The sequence below is a fragment of the Burkholderia diffusa genome (assembly GCF_001718315.1).
Taxonomy (GTDB): domain Bacteria; phylum Pseudomonadota; class Gammaproteobacteria; order Burkholderiales; family Burkholderiaceae; genus Burkholderia; species Burkholderia diffusa_B.
The window spans coordinates 2,082,533-2,108,935 of the sequence record NZ_CP013363.1; the positions used below are offsets into that span (position 1 = coordinate 2,082,533).

Here is a 26,403-nt window from a genome sequence, read left to right on the forward strand (position 1 = left end):
TGTTAGACGGAATCGCCCCCCGGTCGACAGCAATCGTTTGCACCCCATCCGACCAACAATCGAATATCCACAAAATTTCCTTTAAATTCAATTCGATACCAAGATTCAATCGACCGATTGAAACGAATTACCGGAAATTACGAACGATGACACTCGTGGCTCCAATTTTCGAATTCCCTGGAATTTCACCGAGCTCCACACTCTTTCTGTGTGTAATAAATCGAATCGGGAAATTTTCGCAGCCATTGCACCGTCTTTTCAAAAACCGTTTTAAACAAACTTCAAATTATTTAACCGTCTTTCGATTCGTTTTTCCGCACCTGCACAATCGCGGTCGCAGTATCGGGGCTCAATCCGACCTCTACGCTCACCATCGGACCCCGATTTTTTGTTGATTGAACGTTCAATAAAAAATCGCTAAGCTGTCGGCTTCCAGGAACGGCCCGTCCGGGCGAAGGGAGTCGCGATGCCGAAAGTCGGAATGCGAGAGATTCGTCGCGCGCAGTTGATCGACGCGACGCTGCGCTCGATCGACGAGGCCGGCCTGCCCGGCACGACACTCGCGTCGGTCGCGCAGCGCGCGAACATCTCGACGGGCATCGTCAGCCATTACTTCGGCGACAAGGACGGCCTGCTCGAAGCCACCATGCGCCACGTGCTGCGCGACCTGTGGGCCGCCACCACGCGCCGCCGCGTCGCCGCACGCAAGGACCCGCGCTCCCGGCTGCGCGCGATCGTCGCCGCGAACTTCGACGACACGCAGGTCAGCGCACCGGTGATGAAGACCTGGCTCGCGTTCTGGTCGCAGAGCATGCACGACGCGATGCTCAAGCGCCTGCAGCACGTCAACACCCGGCGCCTCCATTCGAACCTGTGCGCGGAATTCGCGAAGGCGCTGCCGCGCGCGAAGGCACGGGAAGCCGCCAGCGGCCTCGCCGCGCTGATCGACGGCCTGTGGCTGCGCGGCGCGCTCGCCGGCGGCCCGATCGACACACGGGCTGCACTGAAGCTCGCCCACGATTACATCGACCTGCTGCTCGCGTCGGACTGACGCGTCGCGCAGTCGCCCTCAAGGAGATCCTCATGTCCGTATACGGTTTGCAGCGCCTCTACATCGGTGGCGGTTACGTCGACGCCACCAGCGGCAAGACTTTCGACACCTTCGATCCCGCCACCGGCGAACTGCTCGCGCAGGTGCAGCAGGCGAGCGCGGCCGACGTCGACCGCGCGGTCGCATCGGCGCAGCAAGGCCAGCGCGAATGGGCCGCGATGACCGCGATGCAGCGCTCGCGCATCCTGCGCCGCGCGGTCGACCTGCTGCGCGAACGCAACGACGAACTCGCGACGATCGAGACGCGCGACACCGGCAAGCCGATCGGCGAGACGCTCGCCGTCGACATCGTCACCGGCGCGGACGTGATCGAGTACTACGCGGGCCTCGCGACCGCGATCGAGGGGCTGCAGGTGCCGCTGCGCGCCGAGTCGTTCGTCTATACGCGACGCGAGCCGCTCGGCGTGTGTGCGGGCATCGGCGCATGGAACTACCCGATCCAGATCGCGTGCTGGAAGACGGCGCCCGCCCTCGCGGCCGGCAACGCGATGGTGTTCAAGCCGAGCGAAGTCACGCCGCTCACCGCACTGAAGCTCGCGGAAATCTATACGGAAGCCGGCGTGCCGGCCGGCGTGTTCAACGTCGTGCAGGGCGACGGTTCGGTCGGCGCGCTGCTGACGGGTCATCCGGACATCGCGAAGGTGTCGTTCACCGGCGGCGTCGAGACCGGCAAGAGGGTGATGTCGCTGGCCGGCGCATCGTCGCTGAAGGAAGTGACGATGGAGCTCGGCGGCAAGTCGCCGCTGATCGTGTTCGACGATGCCGACCTCGACCGCGCCGCCGACATCGCGGTCACCGCCAATTTCTTCAGCTCGGGCCAGGTCTGCACCAACGGCACGCGCGTGTTCGTGCACCGCTCGGTCAAGGACGCGTTCACGCAGAAGGTGCTGGAACGCGTGAAGCGCATCCGTGTCGGCAAGCCGACCGACGCCGACACCAACTTCGGCCCGCTCGTATCGGCCGCGCAGCTCGACAAGGTGCTCGGTTTCATCGAGAGCGGCAAGGCCGAAGGCGCGAAGCTGCTCGCGGGCGGCACGCGCCTGACCGACGGCCACTTCGGCAGCGGCCAGTACGTCGCGCCGACCGTGTTCGGCGACTGCCGCGACGACATGAAGATCGTCCGCGAAGAGATCTTCGGGCCGGTGATGAGCATCCTCGATTTCGAATCGGAGGACGAAGTGATTGCCCGCGCGAACGACACGCACTACGGCCTCGCGGCCGGCGTCGTGACCGAGAACCTGTCGCGCGCGCACCGCACGATCCACCGCCTCGAAGCCGGCATCTGCTGGATCAACACGTGGGGCGAATCGCCGGCCGAGATGCCGGTTGGCGGATACAAGCAATCCGGTGTCGGACGCGAGAACGGCATCACGACGCTCGAGCACTACACTCGAATCAAATCGGTGCAGGTCGAGCTCGGCCGCTACAACCCGGTGTTTTGAGAACGACAGGAGATTCCCCGTCATGACGACACGCGAATACGACTACATCATCTGCGGCGCTGGTTCCGCGGGCAACGTGCTCGCGACGCGCCTGACGGAAGATCCGAACGTCACGGTGCTGCTGCTCGAAGCGGGCGGCCCCGACTACCGCTTCGACTTCCGTACGCAGATGCCGGCGGCACTCGCCTATCCGCTGCAGGGCCGTCGCTACAACTGGGCCTACGAGACCGATCCCGAGCCGCACATGGACAACCGCCGGATGGAATGCGGCCGCGGCAAGGGGCTCGGCGGCTCGTCGCTGATCAACGGGATGTGCTACATCCGCGGCAACGCGCTCGACTACGACAACTGGGCGACGCACAAGGGGCTCGAGAACTGGACGTATCTCGATTGCCTGCCGTACTTCAAGAAGGCCGAGACGCGCGACGTCGGCCCGAACGACTATCACGGCGGCGACGGCCCCGTATCGGTCACGACCAGCAAGCCCGGCGTGAATCCGCTGTTCGAGGCGATGGTCGATGCGGGCGTGCAGGCCGGCTATCCGCGCACCGACGACCTGAACGGCTATCAGCAGGAAGGCTTCGGCCCGATGGACCGCACCGTCACGCCGAAGGGCCGCCGCGCGAGCACCGCGCGCGGCTACCTCGACCAGGCGAAGGTGCGGCCCAACCTCGAGATCGTCACGCATGCGCTCGCCGACCGCATCCTGTTCGACGGCAAGCGCGCATCGGGCGTCACGTATCTGCGCGGCAGCGAGCGCGCGACCGCGCATGCGCGCCGCGAAGTGCTCGTGTGCAGCGGCGCGATCGCGTCGCCGCAACTGCTGCAACGCTCGGGCGTCGGCCCCGGCGCGTGGCTCAAGGAACTCGACATCCCGATCGTGCTCGACCTGCCCGGCGTCGGCCAGAACCTGCAGGATCACCTGGAGATGTATATCCAGTACGAGTGCAAGGAGCCGGTGTCGCTGTATCCGGCGCTCAAGTGGTGGAACCAGCCGAAGATCGGCCTCGAATGGATGCTGAACGGCACCGGTCTCGGCGCGAGCAACCACTTCGAAGCAGGCGGCTTCATCCGCACGCGCGACGACGACCTGTGGCCGAACATCCAGTATCACTTCCTGCCCGTCGCGATCAACTACAACGGCTCGAATGCGATCGAGATGCATGGCTTCCAGGCGCACGTCGGCTCGATGCGTTCGCCGAGCCGCGGCCGCGTGAAACTGCGCTCGCGCGATCCGAACGATCATCCGAGCATCCTGTTCAACTACATGGCCGAAGCGCTCGACTGGCGCGAGTTCCGCGATGCGATCCGTGCGACGCGCGAGATCATGCGGCAGCCCGCGCTCGACCGGTATCGCGGCCGCGAACTGAACCCGGGCGCCGACTGCAAGACCGACAAGGAACTCGACGCCTTCGTGCGGGCCCGCGCGGAGACCGCGTTCCATCCGTCGTGCTCGTGCAAGATGGGCTATGACGACATGGCCGTCGTCGACGAAGAAGGCCGTGTGCACGGGCTGGAAGGCCTGCGTGTGGTCGATGCGTCGATCATGCCGATCATCACGACCGGCAACCTCAACGCCCCGACGATCATGATCGCGGAGAAGATCGCCGACAAGATTCGCGGCCGCAAGCCGCTGGCGCGCGTCGACGTGCCCTACTTCGTCGCGAACGGTGCGATGGCGCGCAATGTCGCGAAGGCGGTGCGGCAGCCGGAGACGGTGTAACCGCGCGAGCGCCCTCTCCGGTGCGCATCAGCAACACCCACGGCTCGTGGCGTTCTCGCCGCGAGCCGTTTTTCATTTCATTGGGCGCGCTCGCCGCCCGTACTGAAGCGCGTGATCGCAGCCACCCTCGGCCGCACGCGTTTCGCGCGCACGATCGGATTCGATCGCGACGTCAGGCTCATCGCGCCGCGTAGCTGATCGAACGCGACATCCTCCTGCCTCCCGAAGCGGCCGATCGCCGGCCACGCGAGCGTGTCATCGAGCCAAGCCTCCCACGCGTCGCCATGAAAACACCGCGCGAACTCGCGCACCATGCCCGGCGCCGCGATCACGATGCCCGCCAGCAGGTAATACGCCCAGAAACTGCCCGCGCCGACGAGCCGGTCAAGCCGGCACACGGACACCGCCGCGAGCAGCCCGTCCACCGACGCGAGATCGGTGCGTCGTTCGCGAATCGCCCGTGCGACCAGATTGTGTCGACCGCCATACGCGGCGAAGGAAATCCCGTTGCCGGCCGCAAGCTGGGCGCAGAACATCGCGAGCGCGGCCATCTCGTCGATGCGCGCGGCATCGTCGCGCGGCCCGCAGACGCGCAGCACGATCGCGTCGATGACGGCCCCCGGCCCGGCCGACGGCTCCACGCAGGCCGCCGCGACGGCCGCACGTCGTTCTCTCAGGTTCTTCGCAAGCGGCGGCCCTTCACCGTTCGCGAGTCGCTCCCGCATTTTGTGCGTGTCGATTTCGTCGCTGCCTGGCGTGACGCCGCCGGCAATCCGCTCGAGCGCTGCCCAGCCGTCGTTCGGATCGTCGAAGGCCCACGCATCGATGAAGCCATGCGCCGCTTCGAATGCCGCACGCGATCCCGGGCAGCATCGCTCCGCGTGCGCAAGCTGCCGCGCATCGGGAACGTGCATGCACGCATCGGTCGCATCGCACGCACACCCGCCACCGTCCGTTGCAATCCACGGCGCGAATTCGCGCAGGACAGCGATCGCGTCATGCGACAGGTTCGCGCCGACGCGCACGCGAGCCGCGTGCGTCGGCTTGACGGCCGTCGCGCCGACGTCGTCAGTCGTCACGCAAGCCGCGTCGTTCAGGTATTCGATCAGGTACTGCAGCCACGCGGCCGTGCGCAGCCGGTCGGGCGTCGCAGCGCGGGCATCGCCATACTTCGCTGGGTCGGTGAGCATGGGTGGTCCGGAATGGTTTTGGCAAGTCGAAGTAATTGTTCTGTATCCGTCGTCGCAGGCGGCACGGTGCGTCGCCCCCCCCCCCCCTGCATGACCGTCCGCATCGGATCGCGAGGCAGGCGGCCGGCCGGTCGTCACGCCGATACGCGCGACGACGCGCATGCGTCGCGAAACCGGGTCGCCCGCCGCGCATCGTTGCACGGCCCTCGTCCCTGGCGGGCGCCCGGTTCCGCTCGTGCGACGCTTACTGCACGTGGAACTTCGGCGACGTGGCGACCGTGCCGCTGACCGTGCAGTCCGGCGTCAACACCGCGTTATTGAACGTCAGCGACGAATTCGGATCGCTCCACGTCGTCACGACCTTGCTCGGCCCGCAGGTGCCGAGCAGCGAAACGGTCACCTTCGCGTTGTTGATCGACAGCTGCGTCGTGCTGTCGGCCTGCCCCGTCCACGGCGCCGCGCTGGTTGCGCTGCCGCTGATCAGGCCACACGTCGCGGCGCCCGTGAACGTCGTCGACGTGATGTTGACGATGCCCGTCGACGAGATCGTGCCGTTGAACGTCGCGTTGCAGGTCGCGTTGATCGAGCCCTTGGCCAGGACCGTGAGCCCCGTCGCGGAGAACGGCTCCCCGTTCGGGTTCATGGCCTGCCCGTCGGCGCGCGAGACGGTCACGGCGAAAGCAGGCGCGGCCGACACCGCGGTGAACGCCACTGCAGCAACAAGCGATACGATTTTGCGAATGCTCATTTGAACTGCCCCCTCTCTCTACACAAATGGCGGCATGCCGCCAGGAACGCGACGCCCCGGCCGGATCGGCCCGGCCGCTCGGTCGCAGGAAGCCGCCGGCGCGCGCGATGCACGCCGGACGGCTCAGAACTTGTAGGAAATCCCGACGAACGTGATCAGCGGATCGGCCTTCAGCCGCGTGCGCGTGGTCGCAAGTGTCGAGCCGTCCGCGGCCTTGATCACGAGCGACGAGTACGTCTTCAACGGCATGTACGTGAGCGTTGCCGTCAGCCCCCAGTGCTTGTCGATTGCGTAGCTCGCGCCGATGTTGTAGACCGGCGTGAACGACGACGACGCCTTGCCCTCCACCGACGTCGGCCCCGGCTTGCCGGCGCCGGCCGCGAGCACGCTGCCGAGGTTCTCGTTGATGTCCCTCGCGAAGTTGCCGTTCAGTTCGATGTTGCTGAACCAGCTGTAGGCCACGCCGATCCCGACGAACGGGCGAAACTTCGCGGTCGGTGCATTGAAGTAGTACTGCAGAATGATCGTCGGGCTCCATTGCCGCGCATTCTTCACGGCCGGCTGGTTCGACGGATTGTCCATGTTGACGCTGCCGAGCGAGCCCGCCGGGCCCGGCGGCCGGATCACGCCGTGCCCGGTCAGCGTGAACTCGGGCGGCACGCCGAGCACGGACGTCACCGCGATATGGTCGGTGAAGAAGTGCGTGAGCGTGAGGCCGACCGTATCGGCGTTGTTGACGGTCAGGCTCGTGCCCGGCGACGTGAACGACCCGGGCAGCCGCAGCGGCCCGTTGATCGGCATGCTCGCGAGATTCGTCGTCAGCCCGTTGGTCGAATCCTGCGGCATGATGTGCAGCCAGCCCAGCGTCGCGACGTTGTCGCCCGCCTGCTGGGCCGATGCGAGCATCGACACGCCTGCGACGACACCCGCGACAATCAGCTTCTTCATGAAGTCTCCCCCTCATTCTGCCGGCGCGCCGCGCAGCCATGCGCGACGCCGCCGTGTCTCCATGCACGCGCGATCACTGCACGAACGCGCCGACCGTGAAGTACGGATTACTGGTATCGGCCATGTCGAGGAACCCGAACACGCCGCCCGTGAACACGAACTTGCCGGTCGCCGGCCCCGATGCCGCGTCCGCGTGCACGGTCGTCACGACGCCCGGCACCTTCTGCGTGTAGTCGAGGTTCAGCGCGCGCGTGAGCGCGGCCTGGGATGCGTTGAACGGATCGAGCAGCGTCGCCTGCGCACCGACGAGCGCGGTCGCGCGGTAGTTGAACGCGCTGTCGACGCCTGTGTACTCGCCGTTTTGCGAGCCTTGGGCGATTGCCGTCTGCGGGCTCAGGAACGAGATACCCGACTCGTCGTCCGCGCTCGGCGGGCCCTGCGTGAGGTCCGCGTTCGCGGCGCCCGTACGGATGAAGACCGGCACGAGCTGGTTGCGCAGCTTGCCGACGATCAGGATTCCCTTGCCGGCCTTCGCCGGATCGAGCGCGGCGAGCGTCGGCGGAACTTGCGGCTGGTAGTTCAGCGACTGGAACGCCGGTGCATCCGCGCGAAGCGTGAACGGCTGGTTCACGGTCGCGTTCGATGCGAGCGGCTGGCCCCCGTTCTTCTTGCCGAAGTTGTCGGTCTCGACGTAGCTGCCGTCCGCGTTGATCGTCACCTGCTGGTCAAGCGCCACCGGCTGGAAGTTCTGCGACGGCACTTGGTGGTAGCCGAGCTGGTTGTATGTGCCGGCGATCTTCGACAGATCGGTTTCGAGAGACGAAAAGCTGATGAACGGGTAGTACGGGAAGGTCGTCTTCGGGATCCTGCCCACGCCGATCACGCCGTCGAACTGGATCGTCGCGCCGGGAATCGCACCACCCAGCACACCTTCACCAAGGAACAGGCGGGCCGGCCGGCTCGGGTCGAGGCTCGCGTTCTGCATCCGGAACGTGCACTGGTTCAGCTTTGTGGTCGGCAGGCCCGTTTCGTCGGCCAGCGTGCCGTCGACGACGTTGGCCGGCGCGGTGTCGCGCGTCGGTTGCACGGTGCCGGTGACCGTCGGCACCGGCGATGCGAGGTAGGTCATCCGGTACGTCATCTTCGTCGTGTCGAGCTGTACCTTCACGAGTTCGCCCGAGCCGGACCCGCCGATGAACACCGTGTTGTAGTCGATCGTCTGCGGGCACAGCCGGACCACCGGCGCGGGCGGCGGGTCGCCGTCGCCGCCACACGCGACCAGCACCGGCGCGAGCGATGCCGCGGCCATCCAATGCTTCATACTCATAGGATTCCTCTTGAATTTCGATTCGCCGGCGGCGACGCATGCGCCGCCGGTGCTCCGTGTTCCGTCCGCCGTTACTGGACGAACGCGCCGACCGTGAAGAACGGGTTGACCTTGCTGTTGTTGACGACCATCGCGTAGATGTTCCCGGCCGTCACGAGCCAGCCGGTGTCGCCCTTGCCGAAGATCGCCACGTTGCCGTTCGCGCCCTTCGCATTGAAGTCCTGCGAGGCCGTGATCTTGATCTTGCCGGGGGTGGCCTGCGTGTAGTCGAGCGCGAACTGCGACGTGACCGACGACGTCTGCGGGTCGATGAACGCCGCGGTGGCGCCCTGGAACAGCGTCGACGTATAGTTCGCGGCCATCGTCGACACGGCGGTGCCGTCGTTGCAGCTGCCGGCCTGTGCCAGGAAGAAGGTGCCGTCGAACGTGCCGGGCAGATCCGGATGCGGGATGTTGTTGTTGAAGCTCGGGCCCGCCGTCGCGATCGCGAACGTCGCGGTGCTGGGCGCCACGACACCGCACGCGGATGCGCTCGTCGCGCCAATGAAACCGCCCTTCAACGAATTGGCTGCGACGGCCGTGGTCCGCGACAGCATCGAGATTCCCACCTCGGCATCGGCAACCGACGCCAGCAGGTTGCTCGCGTCGATATGCGTGTAGCCCACGCGAATCACGATCGGCACCAGCACGCCGTTCAGCTTGCCGACGATCATGATGCCCTTCGCCTGACTCGGCGCGACGATCACGATTGCCGAGCCCTGCCCCGCGAACGGATAGACGAGGTTGCCGCCGGCGCTCGCCACCGGATGGCTCACGAACACGTTGTCGGACGAGCCGTCCGCGTTCTTGCGCAGCGCCCACGGCGTTCCGGTGGTCTGGCACGAGTAGTCGCTACCGGCCGTGATGGTGCACGAGCCGTCGGCATTGAACGTCTGGTTCCAGTTGACGACATCGGGCTGCCAGCCGACGGCGCCTGTGCTGCTCTGCGCGCTGCCGCCGACCGGCGACAGGTGGATGCCGAGTTCGTTGTAGTTGCCCGCGACCTTCGAGAAGTCGGTTTCGGTATCGGTGAAGCCGATGAACGGATAGAAATCGAAGGTGCGCGACGGCACTGTGCCGAGCACGATGCCGGGGAACGGCTCGAGGCCGGCAAACGCGATCGTCGCGCCCGGAATCCCGCCGCCGACCACCCCGTTGCCGACGAACAGCATCGGCGGATCCGCGCGATTGATCGTCACCGCATATGCACCGTCGCTCGTCGCGCCGCTGTCGAGCACGAACGCGCAGCGGTTCTGCTCGGCGGTCGGCAGATTGGTCGGATGATGGAACGCACCGCTGATCGTCAGGCCCGCGCGCGTGTTGTTGACCTGCCCAGCCGACGTCGGCACCGACGATTCGATGAACTGCATCTGGTAGGTGAGCTTCGTCGTGTCGAACTTGACCTTCACGTATTCGCCGCTGCCGGCGCCGCCCGTATAGGTCGTCGTGTAGTCGAGCGAATCCGGACACAGCTTCGTCACGACGGGCGGCGTCGTTTCAGCGCCGCTCGGCCCGCATGCGCTGCCCGAGCACTGCGGCACATTGATCGGGCCCGGATCGTCGCCGCCGCCGCAACCGGCAACGAACGGCAGCGCCAGCACGGCGCACGACAGGATCGCCTTCCGCCAATCAGGAATGCAAATCATCAACCCCTCCTTTTGAGGTACGACAGGTCTCGCCCGAACGGGCTGCGTGGCCCGCCGGTTGGTATCGCGCCGCCGCGACAACGCGCGGCGCATGACGATGCGCGCAAATGCGCGCCGCGTTGCCGGCCACGCAAATGCGATCAGGACCGCCGCGGCAGGCAAGCGCTATCCGGCGCCGCCGTCATGCGGCACGGCGCCATCGGGAAAATCGAAATGGAATGGGGTGGATCGCTACAGCGACATCGCGATGCGATGACGCAGACGCGCAATGCGCGTCGCGCCCGCATCCGGCGACAAGCAGGGAAACGGCAGTGCGGCAAGGCCCTCGGATAGGCGTCTCATGTATTGGTCTCCGTACGTACGCTTGATTCGTTATCGTGATGCGTCGTTTGTCGAGACTATGATCGGACGATACGCACAAGTAAATGGATGCAGAGTTCCAAACGTGCGGGACCGTGCGATCCTAGTGGGCGCACGGTTTTTGACACTTTTTCAAACAGCCTTCAATTTATTTGCTCAGACAAATATCCAAGCCGTACAACCCGCGTTCGAATGTCGGCGGGCGACCGCGCGAGGCCCGGCGTACGGGCCTCCGGCGGCCCGCGCACATGCTGCGGCGCAACCTTACACGTCGATGATCGCGAGGGTTCCGGAGCTGCCGGGCAGCACCGCGTGATGCGTGCCGGCGACCGCGAGATACATCTGGCCGGCCTCGACGACGACCGTCTCCCCTTCGACCTCGAGCATCAGCCTGCCGTCGACCACCAGCAGCCCTTCGTTGTAGTCGTGCACTTCCTTTTCGTACGGCTGCGCGTCCATGCGCAGCACCTTGATCCGGGCCGGCCCGACCTCGCCGACGATCGTGGATTTCCATGCAACGGCCTGCGCGGCCGCGACGGACTTGAAATCGATCAAAGACATGCGCTTCGCTCCGGGACGTGAGAGGAACGCATTATCGCGAGCGCGGCGCGCGCCGTCCCGATACGGCGCAGCGCCGTTCGGGCAGCACAGTCGCCGCCCGCCCCGCCGTCACGCGCAGACGCGATCGGCGTCCGGTTGCCCGAAAACCGCACGCATTATTCGCCCGATTCGAATAAAGCATCGCTTTATTGAATGACGCGCGCACATTGGTTGCAAATCCGACACGGGGGTCACACGTCCTTTGCATCGGAATGCATTTCCATCTTCCGGTTGCTAATATGGCGGTCCTGCGATCCCGCACCACAACGCCGTTCGACATGACGCCCGCTCGCCATGCCGCACCCGACACCGGCCGCTTCGCAGCGGCGGCACCGGGCACGCGCGGCGCGCGGCGTCGGACCGACCGGCCGTGCCATCCGTGAGCATGCAACCGATCCTTTCCGTCTCCGACCTCTCCAAGACTTACGCGTCCGGCTTCCAGGCGCTGAAGCACGTGAACCTCGACATCCGCCCCGGCGAGATCTTCGCGCTGCTCGGGCCGAACGGCGCGGGCAAGACCACGCTGATCGGCTCGATATGCGGCATCGTCACGCCGACCGAAGGTCGCGTGACGGTCGGCGGGCACGACATCCGCGATCAATACCGCGCCGCCCGCGAAATGATCGGCCTCGTGCCGCAGGAGCTGACGACCGACGCGTTCGAAACCGTCTGGGCGACCGTGTCGTTCAGCCGCGGCCTGTTCGGCAAGGCGCCCGATCCCGCCTACATCGAAAAGACGCTGAAGGCGCTGTCGCTGTGGGACAAGCGCGACAACAAGTTGATGACGCTGTCGGGCGGCATGAAGCGCCGCGTGATGATCGCGAAGGCGCTGTCGCACGAACCGCGCATCCTGTTCCTCGACGAGCCGACGGCCGGCGTCGACGTCGAACTGCGCCGCGACATGTGGAAACTGGTCGACTCGCTGCGCGAAAGCGGCGTGACGATCCTGCTGACCACGCACTACATCGAGGAAGCCGAGGAAATGGCCGACCGGATCGGCATCATCCTCGGCGGCGAACTCGTGCTCGTCGAAGAGAAGCACGAGCTGATGCGCAAGCTCGGCAAGAAGCAACTGACCGTGCAGCTCGAGCATCCGCTCGCGACCGTGCCGGGCGAACTCGCCGCATTCGGGCTCGAACGCGCGGACGACGGCGCCGCGCTTGTCTACACCTACGACTCGCAGCGCGACGACGCGAGCATCGCGAAGCTGATCAACGCGCTCGGCTCGGCCGGCATCGGCTTTCGTGACCTGCACACGACGCAGAGCTCGCTCGAGGACATTTTCGTCAGCCTGATCGACAACCGCCGCAACGGCACACAAGGGGCGTAACGCACATGGCGAACTGGAATTTCCAAGGCATCCGTGCGATCTACCGTGCCGAAATGGCCCGCACGCGCCGCACGCTGATGCAGAGCATCATCGCGCCGGTGATCTCGACGTCGCTGTACTTCGTCGTGTTCGGCTCGGCGATCGGCTCGCGCATCAGCGACGTGAACGGGATCGGCTACGGGTCGTTCATCGTACCGGGCCTCGTGATGCTGTCGCTGCTGTCGCAGAGCATCTCGAACGCATCGTTCGGCATCTACTTCCCGCGCTTCACGGGCACGATCTACGAGATATTGTCCGCGCCCGTGTCGTACTGGGAGATCGTGATCGCGTATGTGGGTGCGGCCGCGTCGAAGTCGTTGCTGCTCGGATTGATCATCCTCGCGACGGCCGGCCTGTTCGTGCCGCTGCACATCCTGCATCCGTTCTGGATGGTGCTGTTCCTCGTGCTGACGTCAATCACGTTCAGCCTGTTCGGTTTCGTGATCGGCATCTGGGCCGACAGCTTCGAGAAGCTGCAGCTCGTGCCGCTCCTGATCATCACGCCGCTCACGTTCCTCGGCGGCAGCTTCTATTCGGTCGACATGCTGCCGCCCGCGTGGCGCATCGTCACGCTGTTCAACCCGATCGTCTATCTGATCAGCGGCTTCCGCTGGTCGTTCTACGGGCTGGCCGACGTGCACGTGGGAATCAGCCTCGCGGCGACCTCGCTGTTCCTCGCGATCCTGCTCGCGATCGTCGCGTGGATGTTCCGCACCGGCTACAAGCTGAAGAACTGACTCGGCGCGCCGCGGGTTGCCCCGGTTCGCGGATCCGCAGCGGCGCTGCTAGACTGAATCGGAAGATCGACTGCCGCCGTCTGCCGCACCGCAACCCGCGGTGCGCGGGCGGCGCGGCTCCCGCCCCCTTCCCTGCGCGAGGATCCCCGATGAGCGCCTCCCGAATCGACGTCGTCCGCGACGGCCTGTTTCGCGCCACGTCCTACGTCGACACGCTGAACCTGAGCTTCAGCCAGTTCTTCGTACGATCGCCGCACGGCGATGTGCTGTGCATCGAAACGGGCACGCGTTCCAACTTCACCCAACTGAGCGCGGCGCTCGATACCGTCGGCATCGCGCCGTCGATGGTCAGCAACGTGATCGTCCCGCACTTCGAGGCCGACGAAATGGGCGCGCTGCCCGACTTCCTCGCGGCCAACCCGGCGCTCGTCGCGTACGGACATCCGATGTGTACATGGGGGCTTGCCGACGTGTTCGGCGTGCGCGCGATTCCGTTGAAGGACGGCGAGCCGACAACGCTGTCGGGCATCGACGTCGTGCCGATCTTCACCAAGCACGTGCATCAGTGGGACGCGCTCGTCGTGTATCTGCCGGCGTACAAGGCGCTGCTGTCGTCAGACATCCTGATGCGCTTCGGCAGGGAAGAAACCGACGACCCGCTGCCGGCGATCCTCGATGCGATCACGCGCTCGGACTACCTGCCGTCGCTCGCGCACCTGGCGAACGCGCTGCGCCGCATCCAGGCGCTCGATCTCGACATCGTCCTGCCGATGCACGGCCCGGCGATCACGCACGACATCGCGCGCGTGATCGCCGGTGTGATTGCCCATTGCGAGGCGACCGCGGCGTAACGCACGCGCCGCCGCGTGTGGCCGCCGGCCGCGCGTCGCCGGTCAGGTGCCGGTCACGACGAATTCGGCGGCCGCCTTGCTCTGGATCGCGGCCATCACCGCAAGTTCGCGCTTGCTGCGCGGCTCGCCGGATATGACGCCCGTCGCATGCTTGGCCTTCGCGCCGAGCGGGAAAAACACGAACGATGCGCCGGCCGGCGCGGTCGGCTCGGCACGCAGGCGTTTGTTCAGAATCTTCAGGTACTTTTTCTTCGAGACTTCCTTCGTTGCCATGGCGCCCTCCACATGAACGTGATGCTGACCAGCATACCAGTTTTGACCGGTGGCTCCGGCGCGCTGCAGCACGATCGGCCTGCACGCGAATCGGCCAGCTTGCACGCCTCGACGAGTCAGGCCGCGACCTTGGCCGTTGCCGGCGCCATTCACATGCCGTCACATCCCGTGTCACGCGCGAGCGGATCTTCCATTCCGGGCGCTTCCCGTTACGCGATGCTGCCCACGGCTGTTGCCTGCCGCTACCGGTCGCCAGAATTTCTTGCGCTCGATGTCGATTCGCGCGCAGGTCAAGCGTCGTAGTGTCGTAACCGATCGTTTTGCCGTCCGCACGGCCGGCCGATCGCGGATTCCCCCTTTCCCGTTCAAGGAGCAGCGACAATGCGCGTCATGGTGATCGTCAAGGCCACGGCCTTTTCCGAATCGGGCACGATGCCCGATACCGAACTGCTGGCCGCGATGGGCCAGTACAACGAGGCACTCGTGAAGGCCGGCGTGATGCTGGCCGGCGAAGGGCTGCACCCCAGTTCGCGCGGCAAGCGCGTGCACTTCTCCGGCAAGGACCGGACCGTCATCGACGGCCCGTTCGCCGAGACCAAGGAACTGATCGCCGGCTACTGGCTGTGGCAGGTGAATTCGATCGAAGAAGCCGTCGAATGGGTCAAGCGCTGCCCAAATCCGATGCCCACCGAATCGGACATCGAGATCCGCCAGGTCTTCTCGCCCGAGGACTTCGGCGAGGCTTTCACGCCGGAACTGCAGGAACAGGAAGCACGGCTGCGCGCGGAGATGGACGGCAAGCGCGGGGCGTAGGCCGGGCGGTCGAGGGGCGCTGCGGGATCGACGCGGGCGCCCCGCGCCCGCCGACTCCCGGACAAATCCATCGACCGGGATTGACGGCGCCTCGCCTAGTAACGTATCGTTTTGATACGTTACTAGGCGAGGCCTTGTCGTCATGCATTCCCGTTTCGACCGTTTTCGCGCAACGCCCCTTGGCGCGCAGCTCGAAGCGCTGATCGCGCAGCCCGAGCGTTATCTCGAATTCGCGGCGCTGTCGCGAGTCGGCGTCGCGGCGATTGGCGCGATCCAGCACGAGATCGCGCACAAATTCCCCGAAATCGAAGGCGATACGACGGCCCGGCAGTTCTGCGGCGCGATGGTCGCCGACGTGATGCGCCGCCACGGGCACGACGTCGTGCAGGCGCGCGGCCGGATCGGCGGCGCGCTGTTCAGCTACGGTGCGGTATTCAGCGCGTTCCCGCTGGCGCTGCCGTTCGCCGACGTCGTCGCCGCGCTGGCCGCGATGCCCGACCGGGTCACCGCGTATGCCATGCACATTCCTGCCGCGCTCTTCACGCGCCGCCCCGCCGGCACCGGCTTCTCGTTCGTCGAACATGCGTGCCACCTGCGCGACCTCGATGCGGTGTTCGCCGAACGCATCGACGTCGTGCGCACGCACGAACTGCCGGTGATCGCGTCCGTCGACGGCACTGCACTCGCCGCGCAGCGCGACTACCTCGCGCAGCCGCTCGACGACGCGCTCGCCGCGTTCCGCACCGGCCGCGCCGCGCTGTGCGCGTCGGTTGCGGCGCTGCAACCGTCCGAACGCCAGCGCTGCGGGCTGCGCGACGGTATCCGCCGGATGTCGCTCGAGGAACTCGTGCGCGAACTGCTCGACCACGATCGCACGCACGTGCTCGAACTCGACGAACTGCTCGCCGAACTCGAATTGCCGCCCCTCCCGTCATCGGAAGCCAAATGAACCGGCCCACTCCGCCCGTCGTCTTCGTCCACGGTTTCATCGGCACATTCGACGTACCCGAATGGCCCGGCCCGCATCTCGCCCCCGACCTGCTCGGCTACGGCACGCATCGCGGCGCGCCGGCCGATACGATCACGCTCGCCGCGCAAGTCGAACACGTCCGGCAGGCAATCGACACGCACTTCGGTGCACAGCCGGTCGATATCGTCGGTCACTCCGTCGGCGGCGCGATCGCGATGCTAGTCGCCCATGCGCATCCAGCGTGCGTGCGCCGGATCGTCAACGTCGAAGGCAACTTCACGCTCGACGATGCGTTCTGGTCGGCGTCGGTCGGCCGCATGTCGGCCGCGCAAGCCGACGCGATGCTCGATGGCTTGCGCGGCGATCCGTCCCGCTGGCTGCGCGGCTCGATCGACGATCCGTCGCCACGCCAGCTCGACGACGCGCGCCGCTGGCTCGCGCATCAGCCGGCATCGACGCTGCGCGCGACGGGACGCTCGGTCGTCGCGACGACGGGCGAACCCTGTTATCTGCGGACGCTCGCCGAAGTATTCGAGCGCCATCCGGTATGGCTCGTCGCGGGCGAACGCTCGCGTGCGGGCTGGCATGTGCCGGACTGGGCGCTCGCGCGGTGTGCCGGCTTCGAAACGATCGCCGGCTGCGGGCACCTGATGCCGTCCGAGCGGCCTGCCGCATTCCGGGAGACACTCGCACGCTGTCTCGGCTAATGCGAGCGGCCACCCGCCCGACGCGCCCGCCACCTGACAACCCGTAGGTTTCGCCGAAATATGGCTGAAAGGCACGGTTGCTAGAGTCGTCTCACAGGGTTTTCCCGATGCGAGGCTCCATGAATCTGGTACGCGCGTTCTGGCTACTGCTGCTGCTCGCCGCCGCGGGCCCGGCCCTCGCTTTTCAGACGCGGATCGTCGCGATTCCGAGTGCCGCGATGAACCAGACGCTGAAGGCGACCGTCGTGCTGCCCGACGACTACGCACGCCCGCGCCACGGCCCGGAACGCAGCGTCGAGCGCTTTCCGGTCGTCTACCTGCTGCACGGCTCCGGCGGCGACCACACCGACTGGACCGCGAACACGCACATCGCCGCGTTGGCCGATCGCTACCGCGTCATCCTCGTGATGCCCGACGGCGGGCACGAAAGCTGGTATATCGACAGCCCGTTCGACTCGGGCAGCCGCTACGAAACCTTCGTCGGCGACGAAGTCGTGTCGTATGTCGACATGCATTTCAGAACGATCGCGACGAAGGGCGCGCGCGCCATCACCGGGCTCAGCATGGGCGGCTTCGGCGCGCTGCGTATCGCGCTCGACCGGTCCGACACGTTTGGCGCGGTCGGCAGCATCAGCGGCGCGGTCGATCCGCGCTGCTGCGAGGACGAACCGGGCATCGACCACGTATTCGGCGATCCCGGCCGCCATCCGTCATTCTGGAACCGCAACGCAATTGTCGAAAACGCGCGCGCTTTCGTCCGTGCGCATCTGGACCTCACGATCGACTGCGGCCGCGACGACTCGTTCGTCGGTTCAAACCGCACGCTGCATCAACGACTCGTCGCGCTCGGCGTGCCGCACGACTATGCGGAGCGCCCGGGCGGACATACATGGGACTACTGGGCGCACGCGATCCGCTATCAGATGCAGTTCTTCGCGGCGTCGTTCCAGCACGGCGGCTACGCGTAACGTCCGATCGGCGCGACATGGAGCAGCCGACGCTCGCGCCCCCCGCTTGCGCGTTCTTCGAATCTTCGCGCCGTCGCATCGCGCAACGGGCCCGATGGTAGGATGCGCAGGCATCGACTACCCGACTTCCCCCCATGCCGCGCGACAATTTCGCGGACCTGCTCGCCTTCATCGCCGTCGCGCGCGAGCGCAGCTTCACGCGCGCGGCCGCCCGCCTCGGCGTGTCGCAATCCGCACTCAGCCATACGATCCGCTCGCTCGAGACACGCCTCGGCGTGCGGCTGCTCACACGCACGACGCGCAGCGTGGCGCCGACCGAAGCCGGCGAGCGCCTGCTGCTCAACCTCGCGCCGCGCTTCGACGAAATCGAGGCCGAGTTGTCGGCGCTCGCCGAGCTGCGCGACAAGCCGGCCGGCACCGTGCGCATCAACGCGACCGACTACGTGATCCGCACGCTGCTGTGGCCAAGACTCGCGCCGATGTTGCGCGACTATCCCGACCTGAAAGTGGAATTCGTTACCGACTATGGACTGTCCGACATCGTCGCGGAACGCTTCGACATCGGCGTGCGGCTCGGCGATCAGGTCGCGAAGGACATGATCGCGGTCCGCATTTCGCCCGACATGAAGATGGCGGTCGTCGGCGCGCCCGCGTATTTTGCGGAACGCGAGCCCCCCGCGACACCGCAGGATCTCGTTACGCACGACTGCATCAACCTGCGCCTGCCGACGCACGGAGCACTGTACGCGTGGGAACTCGCGCGCGGCGACGACACGCTGCAGGTGCGCGTCGACGGCCAGGTCACGTTCAACGGCACCTATGAAATGCTCGACGCGGCCCTCGCGGGCTACGGCCTTGCCTACGTGCCGGCCGAACTCGCCGCGCCCCACGTCGACGCCGGCAGGCTCGTCAGCGTGCTCGACGACTGGTGTCCCACCTTTCCCGGCCACCACCTGTACTACGCGAGCCGTCGGCAATCGTCGCGCGCGTTCGCGCTGATCGTCGACGCGCTGCGCCACCCCGGCCATTCATGAACAGGTTCGATAAGTGCATGCGCACTCCTGGGGATTATCGATAAGCGCGTCGGTGACTACCATCGTCGATGTCTTCCACGTCCTCCGGAGCCTTCGATGTCCGAACCGACTTCCGCCGCGCGCCAGGCCTTCGGCGCAATCGCGCCTGCCCTCGCCGACTACACCGACAACGTGCTATTCGGCGACGTGTGGCAACGCCCCGGCCTGTCTCCGCGCGATCGCAGCCTGATTACCGTCGCGAGCCTCGTCGCGCTGTATCGCGTGAACGAACTGCCGTTCCATCTGAAGAAAGCGCTCGACAACGGCATCACGCGCGACGAGCTGATCGAAGCGATCACGCATCTCGCGTTCTACTCGGGCTGGCCGACCGCCAGCTCGGCGCTGCCGATCGCGAAGCGCGTGTTCGACGAAGCGGGCGTGTAAGCGCCGCGCAATCCCGTGCCAGCACCTTCATTCAACTGACTTCAACCGACGCGGGCGCACGCCCGCATGGAGCCTCAACATGGATTACCGCTATCTCGGGCGCAGCGCGCTGAAAGTGTCGCCGCTGTGTCTCGGCGCGATGATGTTCGGCGGCGAGACCGACGAAGCAACGGCAACGCGCATCATCGACAAGGCGTTCGACCAGGGCGTCAACTTCATCGACACGGCCGACGTCTATCACGCCGGGCGCTCGGAAGAAATCGTCGGCCGTGCGATCGCGCGGCATCGCGACAGCTGGGTCGTCGCGACGAAGTTCGGCTATCCGGCCACCGCTGACGCAGGGCCGAACCGTCAGGGGCAGTCGCGCAAATGGATCCATGAATCGGTCGACGCGAGCCTGAAGCGGCTCGGCACCGATTACATCGACATCCTGTATTTCCATCGCACGCTGACCGACGCACCGCTCGAAGAAGGGATGCGTGCGGTGGCCGACCTGATCCGGCAAGGCAAGGTGCGCTACGTCGGGCTGTCGAACTTCAAGGGCTGGCGCATCGCCGAGATCGTGCGCGTCGCCGACCAGCTCGGCATCGATCGCCCGGTCGCGAGCGAACCGCTGTACAACCTCGTCGATCGCACGGCCGAAGTCGAACAGTTGCCGGCGGCCGCACACTACGGCATCGGCGTCGTGCCGTACAGCCCGCTCGCGCGCGGCGTGCTGACCGGCAAATACGCGCCCGGCACGCAGCCGCCCGCCGATTCGCGCGCGGGCCGCGGCGACCGGCGCATCCAGCAGACCGAATGGCGGCCCGAGTCGCTGCACATCGCGCAGCAGGTGGCCGGACACGCGGCCGCGCGCGGCACGACGTCGGTCGCGTTCGCGCTCGCATGGGTGATGAAGAACCGGTTCGTCAGCTCGACGATCGCCGGGCCGCGCACCGAAGCACACTGGGACAGCTACATCGATGCGCTGACGCTCGAGCTCGGCCCCGACGACGAACGCTTCGTCGATTCGCTGGTGCCGCCCGGACATGCGTCGACGCACGGTTATACGGATCCGGGTTATCCGGTCGAAGGGCGGAAGGTGTGAGGTTCGTCTGCTGAAAACGGGCGGGCGCTGCCCGACCGCTCGATGCGACGGGGCGACGGGGCGACGGCCCATTGGCACGCTGGGCGTCGGGCGCCGCAGCAAAAAACGAAAACGAAAGACCACAGCGGCGCAAGCGCCAGCAGCAGCCGCGAATGGCGTTCAGTTGCCGGCCGCCGCGTCGGCACTCACCACGCGATCGAAGCACTCCTGCGCACGCGCCAGTTCGTCGAGCGCGCGATCGAGGCGCGACATCGCGCGTGCATACTCGGCCGCCGAGATGTCGTCGTCGCTTTCGCCGCGCACGGCGCGAAACGCCTGGTCGACGTTGCGCGTCGCTTCGACGAAGCGTTGCGCCGCTTGGGCTTCCCGCGAACAGATGTGGGTCGACATCGACACTTCTCCCTCGGGGTTGCAGTGTGAAGCAAGCCGACGCCCAGCATGCGTGATGCGCATGTCGGCGGCGTGAACGACGGCTGGCAGCCTGTCGACGCGCGACCACCGCGCGGCGCGCTTCGTGGCGATTGTCGCGCGACGCTTGCCGATCCGCCACGGCGAGATTGCAACAAATTCTTGCGCGCGCCGAGACGGCGGCCGCACGCATGCGTGTCGTTGCACGCGCATTCAGCTTTCCTGTTCCGCATCACGCGCCGCACATGAGCGGCCGAACATCATGCGCGCCCGATGCGCGGATGCGCGAGACCGCCGAATGCAGCCGCCTCGCCGGGCGACAGATCGAACAGATCGCCAGTGAGCTCGCGCGGATGCTCGGACGCGGGCCGGCTGCGCAGTCGCGCGACATGGGTGGGTGCGACGTAGGCGGCCGCCGTTTCGATCGGCGGCACGTCGAACAGGTCGCGCGTGACGCCGCGCACGGCATCCGTCGGCGAACGGCCGCGCAAGCGCGCGACCAGCTCGACGAAGCGATCGAAATCGCCGGCGCGCGTCGCCTTGTTCACTTCCGCGAGATCGCGCGCCTTCAGCACGCACGGCTGCGCGAGCCGCACGAAATACGGCGCTTCGAGTTCGACCGACAGCGCAAGCGGATAGCTCTTGCCGGTTTGCTCCTTCGCGCGCCCGATGCAATCGACCACAGCCGCGCCCTGCGCGACGCCGAGCGGCTTGCCGGTGCTCACGCTGCGCAGGTGATCGGGGAACACGCGCAGTTGCGTGCCGACCGTCAGTGCGGTGGACGATGCGCAGACGAGTGCGTAGTGCTGTTCGCGGCGCCGGCCCGACGGCAGCGTCGAGCGGCTCGCGATGAACGTGTGCGGCGGCAGCGGCCGCACCTGGCCGCTGGCGTCGACCCATGCATTCCACAGCAACGCGTCCTCGCGCCTGCGCTCGCCCGGCCGCGTGCGCGACGCGACTGGCGAAAACAGCGCAAGCAGCGAGCCCGTGCGATGCGCGGCGACTTGCGCACTGTTGCCGAGCGGCTGGTTGATTCCCCACAGAAAACGCCCGCCTCCGAGCCGGCGCTCCCATTCCTTGCGGAGCACGACGGTCGGCAGTTCCTCGCCGGACTCGGTACCGATCTTCGTCCAGCAGAACGTGGGAGGGAGGTGTTTCAGTGTCATCAACTTTCTCGGGATACAGCCTCGCCGGTGACAGCAAGCCCATTCAACAACCGTAACTGTATAGGTATAATGCATCGCATGGAAGCCCCGGACCACGATTTTCCTGTACAAGACCTGCTACGCCGCCTGATGGCGGATACGCGTTCGTCCAGCGAAATCGCGCGACTTTCAGGCGTCAGCCAGCCGACCGTGTCGCGTCTTCGGCTGTCGAACGGGCATCGGCTGCGACGCAGCGCGCCATTCAACAAGCTATGCAGTTTCTATGGCGTCGACACCAGCCCGGCGCGCCGCCGGTACAACGACCTGCTGCGCGACGCGATCGTCGACGCATGGGACGGCTCCGACGAGCACGGGCGCGCGCTGCTGGTCGTAATTCAGGGGTTGAAGGATCTGCAGGCGAAGGCCGACGACGGGTGATCCCCACAGGCATCCATGAATGGCGAAAGGCTGAAAGCATCCAGCGAGCGGGCGATGGCGAAGACGATTCGTCATCGCCCGTCTTGCATCGGGCGATGAGGCACAACGCAGCGGCAGGCCGCGTCGCCGAACACGCGCATCGGGATGCACACCACATGCCCCGCATCGACGACACTTCAAATATTTTTTGCTCGCAGTTAAAAAAGTTTGACACGCTGTTTTCACTGAGATAACTTTTCCGCAAGCTTCCGGAAAGCAAACGCGAACCGGCAAGCCATCACGATGCGCGGCGCGGCCGAAACCGCCGATCCGTTTCATTCCGTCGCCGCACGCGCGTCGCGTCGTGTTTTTCAGCAGCGCAGCTCGCAACATCCCCGTCTCATCGAACGAGTCGTTCCGTCTCACCTGGAAGGACGCGCGGCATGCGCACATTTACTTTGCAGTCCTGCATGACATGCAGTACGAAGCTGCTGCTTTCCGCCCCGTGCATGTCGCCCGGCGTTGCCTCGATGGCGCGGCTTCCTTTTCGTTGCATGCAGTAATCGGCCCGGCCCGCAGGGGGCGTATCGCGGAACGGTCGTATCCACACAATCAAAAGAACGAGGTCGGCAATGCAATTTCATTTCAGAGGATCGCGGCGCGCATGGCTACCCGCGCTCGTTGCAGCCGCGACGCTCGCCGCTTGCGGCGGTGATGACGGCGGCAGCGTCGCGGGCGTGTCCGCGCTCGCGCAAGGTCAAGGGCAAGGGCAAAACCAGGATCAGCAGGGTGACGATACGCAAGGACGCGTATCGCCGTCCGGCGTCCCGTACGCGAATCCGGCCAGCGGTGGGCGCTACAAGCCGGTGATCACCAACGGTCAGGTACAGCCGTCGCTATCCGGCGGCACGATCGAGGAAAACGCGTGGGTCGACACGCCGGTCGACTCCGACGGCGACGGTACGCGCGACCGCATTCACGTGCGCATCGTGCGTCCGTCGGAAACCGCCAACGGCGCGCACACGCCGGTCATCGTGCTCGCAAGCCCGTACTACGCAGGGCTCGCCGACAGCCCGAACCACGACGTCGACGTCGAACTCGACGGCACTCCGCATCCCGCCGCCACGGCGGCCGCGACGGCCAACGGCGCCTCCGCGCGCATCATGGCCGCGGCGCCGCAGACGCGCATGCTGCAGCAGCTCGAGGCGGCCGCGGCCGGCCGTTCGTGGATCGAGGGCTACTTCATTCCGCGCGGCTTCACGATCGTCTATGCGGATTCGCTCGGCACCGCCGGTTCCGACGGCTGCCCGACGATCCTCACGCGCGATGAATCCGTCGCGATGGCGTCGGTGATCCGCTGGCTCGGCCGCGATGCCACCGCGAAGGATGCGAGCGGCAAGCCCGTCGTCGCGAACTGGTCGACGGGCCACGTCGGCATGTACGGCGTGTCGTACGACGGCACGCTGCCGAAGATGGTCGCGAGCCTGCGCACGCGCGGGCTCGACGCGATCGTGCCGGTCGCCGGGCTGTCGAACATGTACGGCTACTACCGCTCGGGCGGCCTCGTTCGCGCGCCGGAGGGCTATCAGGGCGAGGACGTCGACGTCTATATCAAGGCGCTGCTGACGAACGCGCATCCGGAGCGCTGCACGCACCTGATCGACGAGGCATTGCAGCAGGAGGACCGCAAGACGGGTGACTATTCGCCGTTCTGGGCCGCACGCGACATCCCGACCACGCACGCGGTCGCGCCGGCGCTCGTCGCGCAGGGGCTGACCGACGACAACGTGCGCGTCGACCAGTCGACATCGTGGTATATGGCGATGCGGCGCCAGGGCGTGCCGACGCAACTGTGGCTGCATCGCCTGAAGCACACCGACCCGACCCGCGTGCCGGCGATGGCCGATGCGTGGACCGCCGAAGTGAACCGCTGGTTCACGCGCTACCTGATCGGCGCCGACAACGGCGTCGAACGCGATCCGCGCGCTGTGGTCGAGCAGGCCGACGGCACGCTGCTGAAGGAAGCCGACTGGGCCGCTCGGCACGCCACGCCGGTCGCGTACTTCGCGGGCGGCGACGGCACGGGCACCGGCACACTGTTGCGGCTGCCGAGCGGCGGCCCGCTCGCGCGCTTCACCGACGATGCGTCGATCCCCGCGCTCACGCTGGCGAACGCCTCGACCGGCGAGCATCGCAGCCGCTTCGAGACAGCGCCGTTCGCGGCTGCGACGCGCATCTCCGGCACCGCGACCGCCCGCGTGCGGCTGACCTTCACCGGCGTCGCGAACGTGACGGCACTACTGGTCGACCGCGCACCGGACGGGTCGGCAACGATCGTCACGCGGGCATGGACCGATCCTCGCAATCGCGTGTCGGACTGGTTCTCGCAGCCCGTGCTGCCGGGAATGCCGTATGACCTGAAGCTGACGTTCATGCCGCGCGACTACAAGCTCGAAGCGGGTCACAAGCTCGGCCTCGTCGTGCTGTCGAGCGACAACGAGGCAACGCTGCGGCCGACACCGGGCACGGGTCTCGCGCTCGATCCGGCGGGCACGTCCGTGACGGTGCCGCTGGCTTCTTCCTGAGCTGGCGAGGTTGATCGGCATGACTGACCGCCATGCGCGTGCGATCGCGCCCCATCGCATGCGCATGACGCCGAGTGACACGCACCGAAGGCGCCGTGCGACGATGCTTCACCATCGCACGGCGTCATTCTTCATCGGCAACGCGATCGCGTCAGCCATGCGACGCGCAACTCACCCTGCCGCGAGACGCCTGAGCACGACGTCCAGCAACACGTTCGCGCCGTCGACGAGCTGATCGTCGTCGGTATGCTCGCGCGGGTTGTGGCTGATCCCGCCACGGCTCGGCACGAAGATCATCGCGGCCGGCGCGATGCGCGCGATCATCTGTGCGTCGTGGCCGGCGCCCGACGTCATCCGGCGATGCGAGAATCCCATCCGCTGCGCCGACGCCTCGATTTCGTCGACGAGGCCGGCATCGAACACGACCGGCTCGAAACGCACGAGTCGTTCCGTCGCGATCCGGACACCCTCTTGCGCCGCCACCTTGTCGAGGAACCCGGCAAGGCGCTTCTCCGCGTCCTGCAGGCGCCGTTCGTCGGGATCGCGGAGGTCCACCGTGAATACGGCCTTGCGCGGAATCACGTTGATCACGTTCGGTTCGATGCGCAGCATGCCGATCGTCGCGAGGGTCGTGCCGCTCGCCACTGCCAGCTCGCGCAGGAAAGTCGCGACGGCCGCCGCCACCCAGCCCGCGTCGTGCCGCAGATGCGTTGGCGTCGTGCCGGCATGATTCGCGTTCCCCAGCACGGTGATCTGCTGCCATGAAATGCCCTGCAGGTTCTCGACCGCTCCGATGCGGTTCTGCTCGGCCTCGAGAATCGGCCCCTGCTCGATGTGCAGTTCAAGATACTCGTGCGGCACGATCGCGCCGGGCTCGAGCTCGCCGGCATACCCAATGCGCGCGAGTTCGTCGCCCAGGCGCGTGCCGTCGACGCCGACGGTATCCAGCGCCGCATCGACCGACAGGCCGCCAGCATGGACGAGCGACCCCATCATGTCCGGCTGATAGCGGATGCCCTCTTCGTTCGTGAACGCGCCGATCGTGATCGAGCGCCGCGGCTTGAGCCCTGCGCGACGAAACGCGCGTGCGACGGCGAGGCCGGCGAGCACGCCGTAGCAGCCGTCGAGTGCGCCGGCGTTCGTCACGGTGTCGATGTGCGAGCCGATCATCAGCGGCCGCTCGGCGCCGTCGTCGGAGGCGGAACGCAACGTGCCGAAAATGTTGCCGATCCGGTCGACCTGAACGTCGAGGTCGAGCTCGTGCATCCACTCCACGACGAGATCGCGCCCTGCACGCTCGTCGTCCGTCAGCGCGATGCGGGTCCGGCCGCCGGCGTCGGGATCGGCACCGATGTCGCCGAGTTGTCGCAATTGGTCGAGAAGAAGCGCTCCATCCAGTTCGAGCGCCGGCAGCGGTACGGCGAGGGTATTCATCGATCGTCTCCATGAGCGGCACGCGTCCGGCCGATAGCCGGGCTTGAC

General features: G+C 66.5%; 25 protein-coding genes. 15 read left to right on the plus strand and 10 right to left on the minus strand.

From position 1 onward, the window contains the following. Window positions 1-466: 466 nt before the first annotated feature. Genes betI through betA form a run of 3 tightly spaced genes read left to right on the plus strand, consistent with a single transcriptional unit; the run spans window position 467 to window position 4,276 of the window. Entirely contained in the window at window positions 467-1,051 is a 585-nt protein-coding gene (gene betI / locus WI26_RS24555; RefSeq protein ID WP_059466864.1) for a transcriptional regulator BetI, read from the plus strand. Window positions 1,052-1,083: 32 nt separating this feature from the next. After that, a complete protein-coding gene (gene betB / locus WI26_RS24560; protein ID WP_069227483.1) occupies window positions 1,084-2,553 on the plus strand; it encodes a betaine-aldehyde dehydrogenase in 1,470 nt (489 codons plus the stop codon). Window positions 2,554-2,575: 22 nt separating this feature from the next. Further along, a complete protein-coding gene (betA, locus tag WI26_RS24565) occupies window positions 2,576-4,276 on the plus strand; it encodes a choline dehydrogenase (RefSeq protein WP_069227484.1) in 1,701 nt (566 codons plus the stop codon). 77 nt (window positions 4,277-4,353) lie between these two features. Here betA and WI26_RS24570 read toward each other — a convergent pair whose 3' ends face one another. The 6 genes from WI26_RS24570 to WI26_RS24600 form a co-directional block, all read right to left on the minus strand. Next, window positions 4,354-5,466, minus strand: a complete 1,113-nt coding sequence (locus WI26_RS24570; RefSeq protein ID WP_069227485.1) for a hypothetical protein — start codon at window positions 5,464-5,466, stop codon at window positions 4,354-4,356. Window positions 5,467-5,710: 244 nt separating this feature from the next. Continuing rightward, the gene (locus tag WI26_RS24575) at window positions 5,711-6,214 is read right to left on the minus strand and encodes a hypothetical protein (protein WP_059466868.1); all 504 of its coding nucleotides are present in this window, start codon (window positions 6,212-6,214) and stop codon (window positions 5,711-5,713) included. Between the two features lie 123 nt (window positions 6,215-6,337). Next, window positions 6,338-7,162, minus strand: a complete 825-nt coding sequence (locus tag WI26_RS24580; RefSeq protein WP_069227486.1) for an OmpW/AlkL family protein — start codon at window positions 7,160-7,162, stop codon at window positions 6,338-6,340. A gap of 73 nt (window positions 7,163-7,235) precedes the next feature. Beyond that, window positions 7,236-8,489, minus strand: a complete 1,254-nt coding sequence (locus WI26_RS24585; protein WP_069227487.1) for a DUF2957 domain-containing protein — start codon at window positions 8,487-8,489, stop codon at window positions 7,236-7,238. A 71-nt stretch (window positions 8,490-8,560) separates the two neighbouring features. Beyond that, complete coding sequence (locus WI26_RS24590) at window positions 8,561-10,174, minus strand: DUF2957 domain-containing protein (protein ID WP_060188168.1); 1,614 nt, start codon at window positions 10,172-10,174, stop codon at window positions 8,561-8,563. A 624-nt stretch (window positions 10,175-10,798) separates the two neighbouring features. Beyond that, window positions 10,799-11,095 carry a cupin domain-containing protein gene (locus WI26_RS24600; protein ID WP_069227488.1) on the minus strand — a complete coding sequence of 99 codons (297 nt, stop codon included), beginning with the start codon at window positions 11,093-11,095 and terminating at the stop codon, window positions 10,799-10,801. A gap of 424 nt (window positions 11,096-11,519) precedes the next feature. Between WI26_RS24600 and WI26_RS24605 the strand changes: the two genes are divergently transcribed. The 3 genes from WI26_RS24605 (at window position 11,520) to WI26_RS24615 (ending at window position 14,091) form a co-directional block, all read left to right on the plus strand. After that, on the plus strand, window positions 11,520-12,464 hold the full coding sequence (locus WI26_RS24605) for an ABC transporter ATP-binding protein (protein ID WP_059537717.1): 945 nt from the start codon (window positions 11,520-11,522) through the stop codon (window positions 12,462-12,464). 5 nt (window positions 12,465-12,469) lie between these two features. Continuing rightward, entirely contained in the window at window positions 12,470-13,240 is a 771-nt protein-coding gene (locus tag WI26_RS24610; RefSeq protein ID WP_059466874.1) for an ABC transporter permease, read from the plus strand. 149 nt (window positions 13,241-13,389) lie between these two features. After that, window positions 13,390-14,091: an MBL fold metallo-hydrolase gene (locus WI26_RS24615; RefSeq protein ID WP_059537715.1), complete on the plus strand. Its 702-nt coding sequence runs from the start codon at window positions 13,390-13,392 to the stop codon at window positions 14,089-14,091. A gap of 42 nt (window positions 14,092-14,133) precedes the next feature. Here WI26_RS24615 and WI26_RS24620 read toward each other — a convergent pair whose 3' ends face one another. Then, on the minus strand, window positions 14,134-14,364 hold the full coding sequence (locus WI26_RS24620; protein ID WP_060320908.1) for a hypothetical protein: 231 nt from the start codon (window positions 14,362-14,364) through the stop codon (window positions 14,134-14,136). Between the two features lie 381 nt (window positions 14,365-14,745). On the opposite strand from WI26_RS24620, the gene WI26_RS24625 reads away from it, so the two are divergent. The 7 genes from WI26_RS24625 (at window position 14,746) to WI26_RS24655 (ending at window position 20,366) form a co-directional block, all read left to right on the plus strand. Next, window positions 14,746-15,177 (plus strand): YciI family protein, encoded by a 432-nt coding sequence (locus WI26_RS24625; protein WP_069227489.1) that lies wholly within the window; start codon window positions 14,746-14,748, stop codon window positions 15,175-15,177. A 142-nt stretch (window positions 15,178-15,319) separates the two neighbouring features. Next, a complete protein-coding gene (locus tag WI26_RS24630; RefSeq protein WP_069227490.1) occupies window positions 15,320-16,126 on the plus strand; it encodes a DinB family protein in 807 nt (268 codons plus the stop codon). Then, the gene (locus WI26_RS24635; protein WP_069227491.1) at window positions 16,123-16,854 is read left to right on the plus strand and encodes an alpha/beta fold hydrolase; all 732 of its coding nucleotides are present in this window, start codon (window positions 16,123-16,125) and stop codon (window positions 16,852-16,854) included. Before WI26_RS24630 ends, WI26_RS24635 begins: the two co-directional genes overlap by 4 nt. Window positions 16,855-16,973: 119 nt before the next feature. Beyond that, a complete protein-coding gene (locus WI26_RS24640) occupies window positions 16,974-17,822 on the plus strand; it encodes an alpha/beta hydrolase (protein ID WP_196483716.1) in 849 nt (282 codons plus the stop codon). A 134-nt stretch (window positions 17,823-17,956) separates the two neighbouring features. Next, complete coding sequence (locus WI26_RS24645) at window positions 17,957-18,856, plus strand: LysR family transcriptional regulator (protein ID WP_069227492.1); 900 nt, start codon at window positions 17,957-17,959, stop codon at window positions 18,854-18,856. A 96-nt stretch (window positions 18,857-18,952) separates the two neighbouring features. Next, the gene (locus tag WI26_RS24650; RefSeq protein WP_059466882.1) at window positions 18,953-19,279 is read left to right on the plus strand and encodes a carboxymuconolactone decarboxylase family protein; all 327 of its coding nucleotides are present in this window, start codon (window positions 18,953-18,955) and stop codon (window positions 19,277-19,279) included. Window positions 19,280-19,358: 79 nt separating this feature from the next. Beyond that, complete coding sequence (locus WI26_RS24655) at window positions 19,359-20,366, plus strand: aldo/keto reductase (protein WP_059511965.1); 1,008 nt, start codon at window positions 19,359-19,361, stop codon at window positions 20,364-20,366. Between the two features lie 159 nt (window positions 20,367-20,525). On the opposite strand, the gene WI26_RS24660 is transcribed toward WI26_RS24655, so the two are convergent. Further along, window positions 20,526-20,756 (minus strand): hypothetical protein, encoded by a 231-nt coding sequence (locus tag WI26_RS24660; RefSeq protein ID WP_059466884.1) that lies wholly within the window; start codon window positions 20,754-20,756, stop codon window positions 20,526-20,528. A gap of 278 nt (window positions 20,757-21,034) precedes the next feature. Continuing rightward, window positions 21,035-21,940, minus strand: coding sequence for a hypothetical protein (locus WI26_RS24665; RefSeq protein WP_059466885.1), 906 nt, complete (start codon window positions 21,938-21,940; stop codon window positions 21,035-21,037). Window positions 21,941-22,018: 78 nt separating this feature from the next. Between WI26_RS24665 and WI26_RS24670 the strand changes: the two genes are divergently transcribed. Continuing rightward, the gene (locus tag WI26_RS24670; protein WP_059511964.1) at window positions 22,019-22,357 is read left to right on the plus strand and encodes a helix-turn-helix domain-containing protein; all 339 of its coding nucleotides are present in this window, start codon (window positions 22,019-22,021) and stop codon (window positions 22,355-22,357) included. A 611-nt stretch (window positions 22,358-22,968) separates the two neighbouring features. Continuing rightward, window positions 22,969-24,921 carry a Xaa-Pro dipeptidyl-peptidase gene (locus WI26_RS24675; protein ID WP_069227493.1) on the plus strand — a complete coding sequence of 651 codons (1,953 nt, stop codon included), beginning with the start codon at window positions 22,969-22,971 and terminating at the stop codon, window positions 24,919-24,921. A gap of 171 nt (window positions 24,922-25,092) precedes the next feature. On the opposite strand, the gene WI26_RS24680 is transcribed toward WI26_RS24675, so the two are convergent. Continuing rightward, window positions 25,093-26,355 carry a Zn-dependent hydrolase gene (locus tag WI26_RS24680; RefSeq protein ID WP_069227494.1) on the minus strand — a complete coding sequence of 421 codons (1,263 nt, stop codon included), beginning with the start codon at window positions 26,353-26,355 and terminating at the stop codon, window positions 25,093-25,095. Window positions 26,356-26,403: the final 48 nt, after the last annotated feature.